Raw genomic sequence first — 12,127 nt, 5'->3', positions numbered from 1 at the left:
GGGGGAGCGTCAGCGTTCCTCGTCCGCCCCGCACGAACTCCCGCTCGGCGGCAGCGAGCCGTACAGCAGGAAGTCGTTCACCTTGCGGTGCACGCAGCGGGAGGAGGCGTACCCGGTGTGCCCCTCGCCGCGGTTGTCGAGGACGACGGCGGCGGGGCCGAGGCGTGCCGCGGTCTCCGTCGTCCAGCGGTACGGGGTCGCGGGGTCGCCCCGGGTGCCGACCAGGAGCATCTTCGGTGTGCGCAGATCCTTGACCCGGTCGCGGATGAACTCCGTGCCCTTGGGGCGGCCGTAGCACATGAGGGTCTCGGCGAGGCGGTAGCGGCCGAAGACGGGGGACGCCTGCTCGAAGGAGGCGCGCAGCGCGGGGAGGGTGTCGACGATGTGCCGGGCGTCGGGCCGGTCGGGGTCGTCCGCGCAGTTCACGGCCATGAGGGCGGCGGCCATGTTGTCGACAGGAACGTCGGCGGGGTCGGTCAGGGTGAGGTGCTGGCCCTGTCTCCCGGCCGGTCCGAGGGCCCTCGCGGACGCCCCGCCCGCCGCGAACGCCTGCACCCCGCTCGGATCGCCGTCCTGCGTCAGCCGCGCCAGCCCCTGCTCCAGCGACGGCCACCAGTCGCGGAGATACAGCGCCTGCGCCAGCGCCCCCACGAGATCCTGACCCGTGAACTCCCCGCTCATATAAGTCTGTACGGGATTCTCGTCCAGCGAGCGCACCAGCCGGACGATCCCCTCCCGGGCCGCGCGCGGCTCGTCCCCCAGCGGACAGACCGAGTCCCGCGCGCACCACGCCGTGAAGTCGTCCAGCGCCACCTGCTGTCCCCGCGCCCCGGCGATCGCCTGCTCGGCGACCGGCTCGGTCAGCGTGTCCACCCCGTCCAGCGCCAACCTGCCCACCCGGTCCGGGAACTGCGCCGCGTACACCGCCCCGAGCCGCGTCCCGTACGAGAAACCCAGGTAGTCGAGCTTCGGCTCGCCGAGCGCGGAGCGGATCACGTCGAGGTCCCGCGCCGCGAACACCGTCCCGATGTACGGCAGTACGGGCCCCGAACGCCGCGCGCAGAGCCCGGCGACCTCGCGGAGCCGGTCGAGGAGGGCCCGCGGATCGCCGTCGCCCGGCCCGACGTCCCCGTCGCCGCAACTCACCGGCGAGGAACGGCCGACACCCCGGGGATCGAAGGCGACCACGTCGTACCGGTTGGTGAGATCCGCGAACGTCTTGCGCCCGTAGGCCAGTTCGGGGACGCCCGCCGCGCCGGGCCCGCCGAAGTCCAGGACCACCGAACCCTGCTTCACGCCGGTGGCCCGGTAACGGGCGAGCGCGAGTTCGAGGGTGCCGGCGGACGGGTGCGCGTAGTCGAGGGGGACGCTGACCTTCCCGCACTCCAGATCCCTCGGCACGTCCTGCCCGGTACACGCCGACCAGGCGACCTTCTGGCGGAGGAAACCGCTGAGATCCGGGGCGGGCGCGGCGGTGCCCGTGCCGAGCAGGGAGACCGCGACGACCAACGTGACCAGCATCGATGCCTCCCGGAGCGCAGTGCCCACGGTCACGATAGGCGGGGTGGGGCAGGTGCGCCCGTCGGGGTGCGCGGGGTCCGGAGCGGGGTTACCCTGCGCCCTCCGCCGGTCGGCTCGACGGCTTTACTGCCAGTTCGACAAGCGGGCCACTCGATGGGGTGAAAGGACGATGAGCCATAACTCCGATGGTGCGCCCGCGTTTTAACCGGTACGGGCGAGCCGCCCGTGTCCGGTGCGGGGAACGCCCGCGCCCCTGACTGGAAGGCAGGGACCCCATGAGACGGGTGACCCGAAACGGCATGCTGGCCGTCGTCGCCGCGTCCGGTGCGATGGCCGTGACGATGCCCGCCCACGCCGACTCCGCGGCCGACGGTGCCACCGCCGACTCGCCCGGAGCGGTCTCCGGGAACACGATCCAACTCCCGGTGCACATCCCCGTGAACCTGTGCGGGAACACCGTGGACGTCGTCGGGGTGCTGAACCCGGCGATGGGCAACAAGTGCGTGAACTCCTCGGCCCGGCCCACGGGTCCGAGGCCGGCGGGCGCCAAACCGGCCGGTTCCGGGGCGGCGAACGGCGGCGGCGCCCACGCCGACGGGGGTGCGCACGGCTCGCCGGGCGTCCTGTCCGGCAACGGCGTCCAACTGCCCGTGCACCTCCCCCTGAACATCAGCGGGAACAGCGTGAACGTCGTCGGCGCCCTCAACCCCGCGTTCGGCAACGAGGCGGTCAACACCTCCCACGAGGACCCGCCGGCCCGCCCCGTCGACCCGGCCCCGCAGCACCCCGAACCGCACCGGCCGCCCGTCCCCCTCCCGGGCCCGGAAGCGCCCTCGCCCGGCGTGCACGCGACACTCGCCAGCACCGGCACCGACGGGCAGAACGCCCTCCTCGCCGGCAGCGCCGCGCTGGTCCTCGGCGGGGCCGCGCTCTACCGGCGGTTCCGGCCCCGGTCGGCGCGCTGAACCGGTGAGCTGAGCGAGGGCCGTACCGACCGAGCCGGTACGGCCCTCAGCGCGTGTGGAACCGGCGGTGCAACTCCCGTACCTCACCGGCCAGTTCCGGCACCGGCCCGGCCACCCGCACCCCGGGCGCGACCTCCTGGACCGGGAGGGTGCGCACCGGTGGCGCCGGGACGCCCAACTCGGCCAGCCAGGCGCCGAGCTGCTCCGACGAGGCGACGTACACGATGCGGCCGAGGCCCACCCACGCGTGGGCCGCCGCGCACATCGGGCAGTGCTCGCCGGACGTGTAGACGGTCGCCGCCGCGCGCTCCCCGGGGGAGAGGTGCGCCGCCGACCAGCGGGCCAGCGCGAACTCGGGGTGGCGGGTGCGGTCGCCGGAGGCCACCCGGTTGTGGTCCTCGGCGAGGACCGTCCCGTCGGCGCTGACCAGCAGCGATCCGAACGGCTCGTCCCCGGCGTCCAGCGCCTCGGCCGCCAGCTCCACCGCCCGCCGCAGGTACGGCAGCTCCGACTCTCTCACCAGCTCTTTCGCCATCGGCGCACGCCCTTCCGCGGTTCACTCGGGACAAGATCTTCCGGGCAGCGTAATTGTGTTGTGGCGGGCGGGGCGGGGTGTTGGAGTGACCGTATGAACAATGCCGACATCCTCGCCCTCTACGACCGCGAGATGCGTGAGGGCGCCCGCCCCGACAGTACCGACGCCCGGATCGAACGGACGGGGAAGGTCGTCCGGCAGATCGCCTCGGCGGAGGGGTGGAGCGGCATCCTGTGGTCGGGGGTCGACGAGGGCGACGCGGACGCGGTCATAGCCGAGCAGGTCGCGCTCTACACGGCACTCGGCCGCGAGTTCGAGTGGAAGACGTACTCCCACGACACCCCCGCCGACCTGGGGCGGCGCCTGAAGGCCGCCGGGTTCGTGCCGGACGACGAGGAGACGCTCCTGGTCGCGGAGACGGAGAGCCAGCTGCCCGGTGCCGAGCCGCCCGAGGGGGTCCGCCTCGAAGCCGTCACCGACCTGGCCGGCGTGGAGCTGATGGTCCGGGCCAACGAGCGGGCGTTCGGCCGGGACGGCTCCTGGCTGCGGGACCTGATGCGCGTGCGGCTCGCCCAGGACTCCGGCCTCCTCGTCGCGGTCGTCGCCCTCGCCGGTGACGAGCCCGTCAGCTCCGCCCGCATGGAGCTGATCCCGGGCACCCGGTTCGCCGGGCTCTGGGGCGGCGGGACGGTGCCCGAGTGGCGCGGGCGCGGGATCTACCGGGCGCTGATCTCCTACCGGGCGCGGATCGCCGCCGAGCGCGGGTACCGGTTCCTCCAGGTCGACGCCTCCGAGGACAGCCGGCCGATCCTGGAGGGGCTGGGGTTCGCGAGGCTGAGCACGACGACGCCGTATCTGTACACGCCGTGAGGGCTGCCTGCGGGCACGCGGTGCGGCTGTGTCCCTCGCGGTCCGTGCCCGCTCCGGGGCCGGGGCGGCGCTGACGCGGCCGGGGTCGGCCGCCGTCCGGGTGGGCCCGCCGTGCGTTGAGGGGAGCCGGGTCGGCGGGCCCGGTGTCGGACCTCTGTGTGTCCGCCCAGCGTAGACCCCGGCGCCCGAGGGGGGAACGGCGCGCGGGGTCGTCGTACCGGCGCACGGCGCAGTTCGCCGTACGGCGGTCGCGCGGTGTGGCGTAGGGGGTGCGGGCAGGCCGGCTGTGGTCCCGCGTGCCTGCCCGGTGCGGGGGTCAGCGGCGGGACTTCGCGCGGTCCAGTGCCGTGACGCCGACGGCCGCGAGGCCGATCTGGATCAGCCACTCGATCCAGTCGACGCCGTTGGTGTCCTGGACGTCGAGCCCGTTCGCGACGGCCGAGCCGACGAGGGCCGCGGCGATGCCGACGAGGATCGTCCACAGGATGCCGATGCGCTGGCGGCCGGGAACGACCAGGCGGCCGAGGACGCCGATGACGCAGCCGATGACGATCGCGCTGATGACTCCTGAGATCTCCATCTTCGCCCCTTCGAGTCGGAAGTCCGTCGTCCTACGGGTGCCCTCCCGGACGTCGAACAGTCCGGTCCGGTTATTGCCCGCTCTTGATGGTCTCCCGCTCTCGCCGCCATGTACCTTTCAAGCGGTCGATGCGCGTAGAGCCCTCCCGACCTGGGCCTACGCCCATCCGTCCGCGTACCCGCACCCGCCTCTTTCCCCCCATCCTTCACGGAGGTTCGCCGGATGCCCGGTATCGCCCGCCCCCGCTCCCAGGCCACCAGCACGCTCGCCGCGCTCGGTCTGCTCGCCGCCGGGGTCACGCTCCAGATCACCGCCGCCACGCCCTCGCACGCGGCCACCCCCCACCGCGTCCTCTTCGACAACGCGCACGCCGAGACGGCGGGCAACGCCGACTGGATCATCTCCACCAGCCAGCCCGACCCGCTGGGCGAGGACTCCTCCCCGTCCGACGAGACCGACTGGACCGGCGCCCTGTCCTCCTGGGGCGTGGCGCTCCAGCAGACCGGCGACTACAGCCTCAAGACGCTGCCGTCGGGTTCCAGCCTGAGCTATGGCGGCTCGTCGGCGACCGACCTGTCGAAGTTCGACACGCTCGTCCTGCCGGAGCCCAACACCCTCTTCACGACCGCGGAGAAGACCGCGATCATGAACTTCGTGAAGAACGGCGGCGGCCTCTTCATGATCTCCGACCACACCGGCGCCGACCGCAACAACGACGGCGAGGACGCGGTCGAGATCCTCAACGACCTCATGACGAACAACTCCGTCGACTCCACCGACCCGTTCGGCTTCTCCATCGACTCCCTCAACATCAGCTCCGGCTACCCGGCCGCGATCAACGACTCCACCAACGCCGTCCTGCACGGCTCCTTCGGCACGGTCACCAAGAGCCTGATCGCCAGCGGCACCACGGCCACCCTGAAGCCCGCCGACAACTCCGCAGTCAAGGGCCTGCTCTACCGCTCCGGCTACTCCGGCAACACCGGCGCCTTCTTCCTCACCTCCACGTTCGGCTCCGGCCGCATCGCCTTCTGGGGCGACAGCAGCCCCATCGACGACGGCACCGGCCAGTCCGGCAACACCCTCTACGACGGCTGGAACGACTCCGGCGCCACGAACGCGGCCCTCGCCCTGAACGCGACGGACTGGCTCTCCAAGGCGTCCTGACCGGGACCCGCCGCCGGAACCGCGTCCCACCCCGGGATGCGGTCCCGGCCGGGCGATGGGAGCGTGGAGCCCACGTCCGGCCCGAGCGGGGAGAGCGATGGAGTACACGTACGTCCTCTACATCGGCGCCTCGGCCGAACAGGTCTGGGACGCGCTCACCGACCCCGAGCTGACCGCTCTCTACTGGGGCCACCGGAACGTGTCCGACTGGCGCGAGGGCTCGCGCTGGGCGCACGTGCGGACCGACGGGTCGCAGACCGCGGACGTGGTGGGCAGCGTCGTGGAGAGCCGCCGGCCCGGCAGACTGGTGACGACCTGGGCCGCGCCCGGTGATCCGGAGCGGGTCTCGCGGGTCTGGTTCGACGTCAAGGGGCACGGGGAGATCGCCCGGCTGACGCTCGTGCACCAGGATCTGTACGACGCCGCCGAGGTGCGGGACGTCGCGAGCGGCTGGCCCGCCGTGCTGTCGAACCTCAAGACGACGCTGGAGACCGGGCGGCCTCTGTCGACGGAGCCCTGGACGGTTCCGGAGGGCTGAGGCGGCCCGGTCGGGTCGGATCGCTGATCGTTCGGTTCAGGTCTTCGTGCTCCGCGCCGCCGTGCCGGCGCACATCACCCCCAGGATCACGGCCAGCGCGCCGATGATGATGTTGTTCAGCTTCACCCCGGTGTCCGGGCTGCTGCCGACGACCCACGGGGCGATGATCATCCACACGCCCAGCGCGCACATGGCCCAGCTGAGGCCGTACATACGGGCGGGGGCCACGGTGAAGCCGACGCCCAGGAGGGCGATCGCGATGCCCACGATCAGGTTGTGCGTCATGAGCGGGGGCTGGCTGGTGGTGTAGTGGACGATCCAGGGGGATACGGCGCAGTACAGACCGAGCAGGAACACCGGTCCGTCCACGAGCGCCACATCACGACCGCCGAGCATGCGGGCATACCGGTCCCGCATCTCGGATACATCCGGGTGAGTCGCTATGTCACCTCGGGTGGGCGAAACGTTGGCCATGATTCGTCTCCTTCGACGTCATAGCGGTGATAACGCCGCTTTGCTCCATTCTGCTCTTATTTTGCTTTTATGTGTAGGGGTGTGGTCAGGCGGAGTCCGGTACGGCCGTGAGGCGCGCGGTACGGACGAACACGTCGTGCAGATCCCGCGCCGCCTGCGGCACCGCCTCCGCCCGCCGCCTGCGCAGCACCAGCAGCACCTGCGGGGTACGCCCCGCCAGCGGCCGGTACGTGATCGCCCCGAGCCGCTCCAGCGGATCGCCCGCGACACTGAAGTCCGGCAGCACCGTCACCCCCAGCCCCTCCGCGACCATCAGCTTCCCCATCTCCGCCCCGTCCGTGGAGTACGCGAACGACGGCCCGCTCCCCCCGAGCAGCCGGTGCACGTACCGGTGCATCACGTACCCCGACCGCATCCCGATCAGCGGCACCCCCGCCAGCTCCTGAACCCCCACCGCCTCCCGCGCCGCCAGCGGGCAGTCCGGATGCATCACCACCACCGGCCGCCCCCGCAGCAGCTCCGTCGACGCGAACTCGGCCGGCATGTCGTCCCCTTCGAGATGGTTGACCAGCCCCAGATCGAACCCCCCTTCCAGCAGGGCCCGCTGGATGTCCGACTGCTGCGCCCCCACCACCTCCACCTGCGTCAGCGGATGCGCCCGCCGGAACTCCCGCAGGGCCGGGATCAGCAGCGGCACGGTCGCCGCGTTCACCGTCCCCACCCGCACCATCCGGCTGATCCGGTGCTGCTCCCCGGCCGCCGACCGCAGCCGGTCCACCGCGTCGAGCACCCCGATGATGTGCGGCAACAGCTCCCGCCCGGACGCGCTCATCGTCGCCCCCGACCGCTTGCGCTCCAGCAGATCGACCCCCAGCTCCCGCTCCAGATTCCGCACCGTCTCGCTCAACGCGGGCTGGGAGAGCCGCAGTTCCTCGGCGGCCCGGCGCAGGGAGCCGAGCCGGGTGACGGCCGCGATGTATTCGAGCTGTTCGGTGCGCATGACCGGCAGAATGCGGCCCGATTCCCGCCGCGTTCAAGGGTTTCCCTGTCACACCTTCGTGAAATTCAATGGTCCGCGATCCGAGACCGGTCGGGTTTTCCTTGACGGCCCGCGCGGGCGGCTGCCACGATCGACGGCATGAAGATGCGACTGGACCTCACGCGGCGACGCCATGTCGACCTCGCACGCGTCTCCAGCGCCTCCTGTCGCGCCGCGGCCTGATCAACTCCCGCAGATCCGCCGCGTTTCCCTTTCCTGAAGCCTGAATTCCCCGCGCCTTTCGCGCCCCCTGAATTCGGCATGCCCGAAAACGCATTCCCGCCACAGGAGTTCCGCATGCCCGCACCCGTGAAATTCGCCTACTGGGTCCCCAACGTCAGCGGGGGACTCGTCACCAGCTCCATCGAACAGCGCACCGACTGGGGCTACGACTACAACCGCGAACTCGCCGTCCTCGCCGAGAACAACGGCTTCGAGTACGCCCTCAGCCAGGTCCGCTACATGGCCAGCTACGGCGCAGAGTTCCAGCACGAGTCCACCAGCTTCTCCCTCGCGCTCCTCCTCGCCACCGAACGCCTCAAGGTCATCGCCGCCGTCCACCCCGGCCTCTGGCACCCCGGCGTCCTCGCCAAACTCGGCGCCACCGCCGACCACCTCTCCAAGGGCCGCTTCGCCGTCAACGTCGTCTCCGGCTGGTTCAAGGGCGAGTTCACCGCCCTCGGCGAACCCTGGCTGGAGCACGACGAACGCTACCGGCGCGCCGAGGAGTTCATCACGGCGCTGCGCAGCATCTGGACGGAGGACCACACCGAACTCGCCGGGGACTTCTACCGCCTGCGGGACTTCACCCTGAAGCCGAAGCCCCTCAACACCCCCGAGCGCCCGCACCCCGAGATCTTCCAGGGCGGCAACTCCACCGCCGCCCGCGCCATGGCCGGCCGGGTCTCCGACTGGTACTTCTCCAACGGCAAGGACTTCGACGGCGTCACCGAACAGATCGACGACATCCGCAAGTCCGCCGCCGAAGTCGGCCGCACCGCGCCCAAGTTCGGCCTCAACGGCTTCCTCATCGCCCGCGACACCGAGGCCGAGGCCCGCGACACCCTCCGCGAGATCGTCGCCAAGGCCGACCGCGAGGCCGTCGAGGGATTCGGCGCCGCCGTCAAGCAGGCCGGACAGTCCACCGCCGACAAGAAGGGCATGTGGCAGGACTCCTCGTTCGAGGACCTCATCCAGTACAACGACGGCTTCCGCACCGGCCTGATCGGCACCCCCGAGCAGATCGCCGAGCGGATCGTAGCCTACAAGAAGCTCGGCGTCGACCTCTTCCTCCTCGGCTTCCTCCACTACCACGAGGAGGTCGAGTACTTCGGCAAGAAGGTGCTCCCGCTGGTCCGCGAACTCGAAGACCGGCAGACCGCCTGACCCTCCCCCCACCCCGCCGAAAGGACGTCACGCACATGAGCACCGCGACCACCCGCTGGACCACCGCCCCCACCACCGCCCAGGACTGGATCGCCCGCGCCGCCGAGGCCGCCGCCGTCCTCGCCACCGACGCCGCCGCCCGCGACAAGGCCGGCGCCACCCCGTACGCGGAGGTCCAGCTCCTCAAGGACGCCGGCCTCGTCACCCTGCTCGGCCCCACGGAGCACGGCGGCGGGGGACAGGACTGGCCCACCGCCTACCGCGCCGTCCGCGGGATCGCCAAGGCCGACGGCTCCATCGGCCAGCTCCTCGGCTACCACTACCTGTGGTTCTGGGCCGCCCGCCTGGTCGGCACCCGCGAGCAGTGGGAGCACGTCGAAGCCGAGGCCACCCGGCAGAACTGGTTCTTCGGCGGCGCCGTCAACCCCCGCGACCACGACGTGACCGTCACCGAGGACGGCGACGACCTCGTCTTCACCGGCGCCAAGACCTTCTCCACCGGCAGCAAGGTCTCCGACGTCACCGTCCTCGAAGGCGTCCTCGCCGGCACCGAGAACCACGTCTTCGCGATCGTCCCCTCCGACAGCCCCGGCCTCACCTTCCACGACGACTGGGACAACATCGGCCAGCGCCTCACCGAGTCCGGCAGCGTCACCATCGACGGCGTGCGCACCCCGTGGACGAACGCCGCCGGATACGTCGACAAGGTGTTCCGGCCCCGCGTCTACAACACCCTCAACGTCCCCACCATCCAGCTCGTCTTCGTCAACTTCTACCTCGGCATCGCGGGCGGCGCCCTGGAGACCGCCGCCACCTACACCCGCACCAAGTCCCGCTCCTGGCTGCACGGCGGCCACCCCCGCGCCACCGACGAGCCGTACGTCATCGACGTCTACGGCGACCTCACCGCCAAGCTCTGGGCGGCCGAGGCCCTCGCCGACGCGGTCGCCCTGGAGGGCCAGACACTGCACGACGACCCCGACGCCGTCACCCCTGAGGCACGCGGCGCCTTCGAGGTGCGGGTCGCGGCCGTCAAGGCGCGCGCCACCGAGGTCGCCCTGGAGATCACCAACGGCATCTTCGAGGTCACCGGCGCCCGCGCCACCGCCGCCTCCGAGGGCCTCGACCGGTTCTGGCGCAACGTCCGCACCCACACCCTCCACGACCCCGTCGCCTACAAGCGCCGCGAGGTCGGCCGCTGGGTCCTCGACGGCGAACTGCCGCAGCCCACCTGGTACTCCTGACCCCTTCTCCCGGGGTGTCCGGTCCGCCGTCGGACACCCCGGCCCTCCCGTGAAAGAGGACCCCATGGCCACCGTCCTGTCCGTCTCCGGCAGCCCGTCCCCCTCCTCCCGCACCGGCCGCCTCCTGCGCCACCTCGACCAGCGCCTCACCGCCCAGGGCCACCGGGTCGTCCCCCTCGACGTCCGCACCATCCCCGCCGAGGCGTTGCTCGGCGCCGACTTCAAGCACCCGGCGATCGTCGAGGCCACCGAACTCTTCGCGCAGGCGGACGGCGTCGTCGTCGGCACCCCCGTCTACAAGGCGTCCTACTCCGGCGTCCTCAAGGCCCTCCTCGACCTGCTCCCTCAGTACGCGCTCACCGGCAAGACCGTCCTGCCGCTCGCCACCGGCGGCTCCACCGCCCACGTCCTCGCCCTGGACTACGCGCTGCGCCCCGTCCTCAACTCGATGGGCGCCGCGCACATCGTGCAGGGCTGGTTCACCCTCGACAAGGACATCACCGCCCACGACGACGGCACCGTCACCGTCGCCCCCGGTACCGCCGAGGCCCTCGCCCAGGTCGTCGACCAGTTCTCGGCCGCCCTCGGCCGCACCCCCTACCTGGCGGCGGCGAGCTGATGACCGCGCATGTCATCGCCGACGCCGCCGAGGCGCTCGCCGTCGCGCGGGCCCTCGTCGGCGAGTTCCGCACGGACGCCTCGGTCCGCGACCGCGAACGCCGCCTGCCCCGCGCCGAACTGGACCGCCTCTCGACGTCCGGCCTGCTCGCCGTCACCGTCCCCGCCGACCACGGCGGCGCCGACGTCGACGCGGCGACCCTCGCCGAGATCTTCCGCCTCCTCGCCACCGCCGACGGCAGCCTCGCCCAGATCCCGCAGAGCCACTTCGTCTACGTCAACGTCATCCGCCGCCAGGGCACCGAACAGCAGCGGAAGTTCTTCTACGGCGAACTCCTCGCCGGCCGCCGCCTCGGCAACGCCCAGTCCGAGGCCGGCACCCGGCACGTCCAGGACATCCGCACCCGCCTCGACCGGCAGCCCGACGGCACCTACCTCCTCACCGGCACCAAGAACTACTCCACCGGCGCCCTCTTCGCCCACTGGATACCGGTCCTCGCCCGCACCGAGGACGACAAGCTCCACGTCGCCTACGTCCCCGCCGACGCCCCCGGCCTGACCGTCGACGACGACTGGGACGGCCTCGGCCAGCGCACGACCGCCAGCGGCACCGTCCACCTCGACGCCGTCCCCGTACCGGCGGACCGCCTCTTCGCGCATCACCTCACCTTCGAGGGCCCGCAACTGCACGGCGCCGTCGCCCAGTTGCTGCACGCCGCCATCGACGTCGGGATCGCGGGCGGCGCGCTCGCCGAGGCCGTCGCGTTCGTGCGGACCAAGAGCCGGCCCTGGTTCGAGAGCGGGTTCGAGACCGCCGCCGAAGACCCGCTGCTCATCCAGCGGTTCGGCGAGCTGGCCATCCAAGTGCGGGCGTCGGAGGCGCTGTTGAAGGAGGCCGCCCGCGCGGTCGACGCGGCCCGCGCCGAGCTGACCGACGACACCGCCGCCGAGGCGTCGATCGCCGTCGCCGCCGCGAAGGTCACCGCCGCGCAGGCCGCCGTCGACGTCGCCGGCGCCCTCTTCGAGGTCTCCGGCACCCGCTCGGCCCTCAACTCCCTGAACCTGCACCGGCACTGGCGCGACGCCCGCACCCACACGCTGCACGACCCGACGCGGTGGAAGGTGCAGCACATCGGCCGCCACGTGCTCAACGGCACCCGCCCGCCCCGCCACGGCCTGCTCTGAACGCC

13 protein-coding genes and 1 pseudogene are annotated in these 12,127 nt (G+C 71.9%); 9 read left to right on the top strand and 5 right to left on the bottom strand.

Going from position 1 to position 12,127, the window contains the following annotated elements:
• Window positions 1-9: 9 nt before the first annotated feature.
• Window positions 10-1,521 (bottom strand): alpha/beta hydrolase, encoded by a 1,512-nt coding sequence (locus ABZX85_RS29055; RefSeq protein WP_355874636.1) that lies wholly within the window; start codon window positions 1,519-1,521, stop codon window positions 10-12.
• Window positions 1,522-1,796: 275 nt separating this feature from the next.
• On the opposite strand from ABZX85_RS29055, the gene ABZX85_RS29050 reads away from it, so the two are divergent.
• Entirely contained in the window at window positions 1,797-2,486 is a 690-nt protein-coding gene (locus tag ABZX85_RS29050) for a chaplin (RefSeq protein WP_355874634.1), read from the top strand.
• A 46-nt stretch (window positions 2,487-2,532) separates the two neighbouring features.
• Here ABZX85_RS29050 and ABZX85_RS29045 read toward each other — a convergent pair whose 3' ends face one another.
• Window positions 2,533-3,021 (bottom strand): nucleoside deaminase, encoded by a 489-nt coding sequence (locus ABZX85_RS29045; RefSeq protein WP_355874631.1) that lies wholly within the window; start codon window positions 3,019-3,021, stop codon window positions 2,533-2,535.
• A 93-nt stretch (window positions 3,022-3,114) separates the two neighbouring features.
• Here ABZX85_RS29045 and ABZX85_RS29040 point away from each other — a divergent pair, with 93 nt between their 5' ends.
• Window positions 3,115-3,891, top strand: coding sequence for a GNAT family N-acetyltransferase (locus ABZX85_RS29040; protein ID WP_355874628.1), 777 nt, complete (start codon window positions 3,115-3,117; stop codon window positions 3,889-3,891).
• Window positions 3,892-4,207: 316 nt separating this feature from the next.
• Here ABZX85_RS29040 and ABZX85_RS29035 read toward each other — a convergent pair whose 3' ends face one another.
• A complete protein-coding gene (locus ABZX85_RS29035) occupies window positions 4,208-4,471 on the bottom strand; it encodes a GlsB/YeaQ/YmgE family stress response membrane protein (protein WP_355874625.1) in 264 nt (87 codons plus the stop codon).
• Between the two features lie 222 nt (window positions 4,472-4,693).
• On the opposite strand from ABZX85_RS29035, the pseudogene ABZX85_RS29030 reads away from it, so the two are divergent.
• Window positions 4,694-5,635 (top strand): annotated as a pseudogene (locus tag ABZX85_RS29030) (hydrolase); the annotation flags it as partial.
• Window positions 5,636-5,735: 100 nt separating this feature from the next.
• Window positions 5,736-6,176 (top strand): SRPBCC domain-containing protein, encoded by a 441-nt coding sequence (locus tag ABZX85_RS29025; protein ID WP_355874623.1) that lies wholly within the window; start codon window positions 5,736-5,738, stop codon window positions 6,174-6,176.
• Window positions 6,177-6,212: 36 nt separating this feature from the next.
• On the opposite strand, the gene ABZX85_RS29020 is transcribed toward ABZX85_RS29025, so the two are convergent.
• Together ABZX85_RS29020 and ABZX85_RS29015 are read right to left on the bottom strand one after the other, a co-directional pair.
• The gene (locus ABZX85_RS29020; RefSeq protein ID WP_355874620.1) at window positions 6,213-6,650 is read right to left on the bottom strand and encodes an SPW repeat protein; all 438 of its coding nucleotides are present in this window, start codon (window positions 6,648-6,650) and stop codon (window positions 6,213-6,215) included.
• Window positions 6,651-6,735: 85 nt separating this feature from the next.
• Complete coding sequence (locus ABZX85_RS29015; protein ID WP_355874617.1) at window positions 6,736-7,650, bottom strand: LysR family transcriptional regulator; 915 nt, start codon at window positions 7,648-7,650, stop codon at window positions 6,736-6,738.
• Window positions 7,651-7,788: 138 nt separating this feature from the next.
• Between ABZX85_RS29015 and ABZX85_RS29010 the strand changes: the two genes are divergently transcribed.
• The 5 genes from ABZX85_RS29010 (at window position 7,789) to ABZX85_RS28990 (ending at window position 12,122) form a co-directional block, all read left to right on the top strand.
• On the top strand, window positions 7,789-7,872 hold the full coding sequence (locus ABZX85_RS29010; RefSeq protein WP_350284076.1) for a putative leader peptide: 84 nt from the start codon (window positions 7,789-7,791) through the stop codon (window positions 7,870-7,872).
• Between the two features lie 114 nt (window positions 7,873-7,986).
• Window positions 7,987-9,075: a dimethylsulfone monooxygenase SfnG gene (gene sfnG / locus ABZX85_RS29005; RefSeq protein WP_355874614.1), complete on the top strand. Its 1,089-nt coding sequence runs from the start codon at window positions 7,987-7,989 to the stop codon at window positions 9,073-9,075.
• Window positions 9,076-9,110: 35 nt separating this feature from the next.
• Window positions 9,111-10,319, top strand: coding sequence for an acyl-CoA dehydrogenase family protein (locus tag ABZX85_RS29000; protein WP_355874611.1), 1,209 nt, complete (start codon window positions 9,111-9,113; stop codon window positions 10,317-10,319).
• Between the two features lie 64 nt (window positions 10,320-10,383).
• The gene (gene ssuE, locus ABZX85_RS28995) at window positions 10,384-10,938 is read left to right on the top strand and encodes an NADPH-dependent FMN reductase (protein ID WP_355874608.1); all 555 of its coding nucleotides are present in this window, start codon (window positions 10,384-10,386) and stop codon (window positions 10,936-10,938) included.
• Entirely contained in the window at window positions 10,938-12,122 is a 1,185-nt protein-coding gene (locus ABZX85_RS28990) for an SfnB family sulfur acquisition oxidoreductase (protein WP_355874606.1), read from the top strand. The genes ssuE and ABZX85_RS28990 overlap by 1 nt, the downstream gene beginning before the upstream one ends.
• Window positions 12,123-12,127: the final 5 nt, after the last annotated feature.

Source organism: Streptomyces sp. NPDC004539 (genome assembly GCF_040610055.1).
In the GTDB taxonomy this organism is placed as follows: domain Bacteria; phylum Actinomycetota; class Actinomycetes; order Streptomycetales; family Streptomycetaceae; genus Streptomyces.
This window is presented reverse-complemented; position numbering and strand designations above follow the sequence as displayed.

Excerpts from the sequence above, each read along its gene's own strand:
- ABZX85_RS29055 (WP_355874636.1), bottom strand. The coding sequence starts at position 1,521 with ATGCTGGTCACGTTGGTCGTCGCGGTCTCCCTGCTCGGCACGGGCACC.
- ABZX85_RS29050 (WP_355874634.1), top strand. The coding sequence starts at position 1,797 with ATGAGACGGGTGACCCGAAACGGCATGCTGGCCGTCGTCGCCGCGTCC.
- ABZX85_RS29045 (WP_355874631.1), bottom strand. The coding sequence starts at position 3,021 with ATGGCGAAAGAGCTGGTGAGAGAGTCGGAGCTGCCGTACCTGCGGCGG.
- ABZX85_RS29040 (WP_355874628.1), top strand. The coding sequence starts at position 3,115 with ATGAACAATGCCGACATCCTCGCCCTCTACGACCGCGAGATGCGTGAG.
- ABZX85_RS29035 (WP_355874625.1), bottom strand. The coding sequence starts at position 4,471 with ATGGAGATCTCAGGAGTCATCAGCGCGATCGTCATCGGCTGCGTCATC.
- ABZX85_RS29025 (WP_355874623.1), top strand. The coding sequence starts at position 5,736 with ATGGAGTACACGTACGTCCTCTACATCGGCGCCTCGGCCGAACAGGTC.
- ABZX85_RS29020 (WP_355874620.1), bottom strand. The coding sequence starts at position 6,650 with ATGGCCAACGTTTCGCCCACCCGAGGTGACATAGCGACTCACCCGGAT.
- ABZX85_RS29015 (WP_355874617.1), bottom strand. The coding sequence starts at position 7,650 with ATGCGCACCGAACAGCTCGAATACATCGCGGCCGTCACCCGGCTCGGC.
- ABZX85_RS29010 (WP_350284076.1), top strand. The coding sequence starts at position 7,789 with ATGAAGATGCGACTGGACCTCACGCGGCGACGCCATGTCGACCTCGCA.
- sfnG (WP_355874614.1), top strand. The coding sequence starts at position 7,987 with ATGCCCGCACCCGTGAAATTCGCCTACTGGGTCCCCAACGTCAGCGGG.
- ABZX85_RS29000 (WP_355874611.1), top strand. The coding sequence starts at position 9,111 with ATGAGCACCGCGACCACCCGCTGGACCACCGCCCCCACCACCGCCCAG.
- ssuE (WP_355874608.1), top strand. The coding sequence starts at position 10,384 with ATGGCCACCGTCCTGTCCGTCTCCGGCAGCCCGTCCCCCTCCTCCCGC.
- ABZX85_RS28990 (WP_355874606.1), top strand. The coding sequence starts at position 10,938 with ATGACCGCGCATGTCATCGCCGACGCCGCCGAGGCGCTCGCCGTCGCG.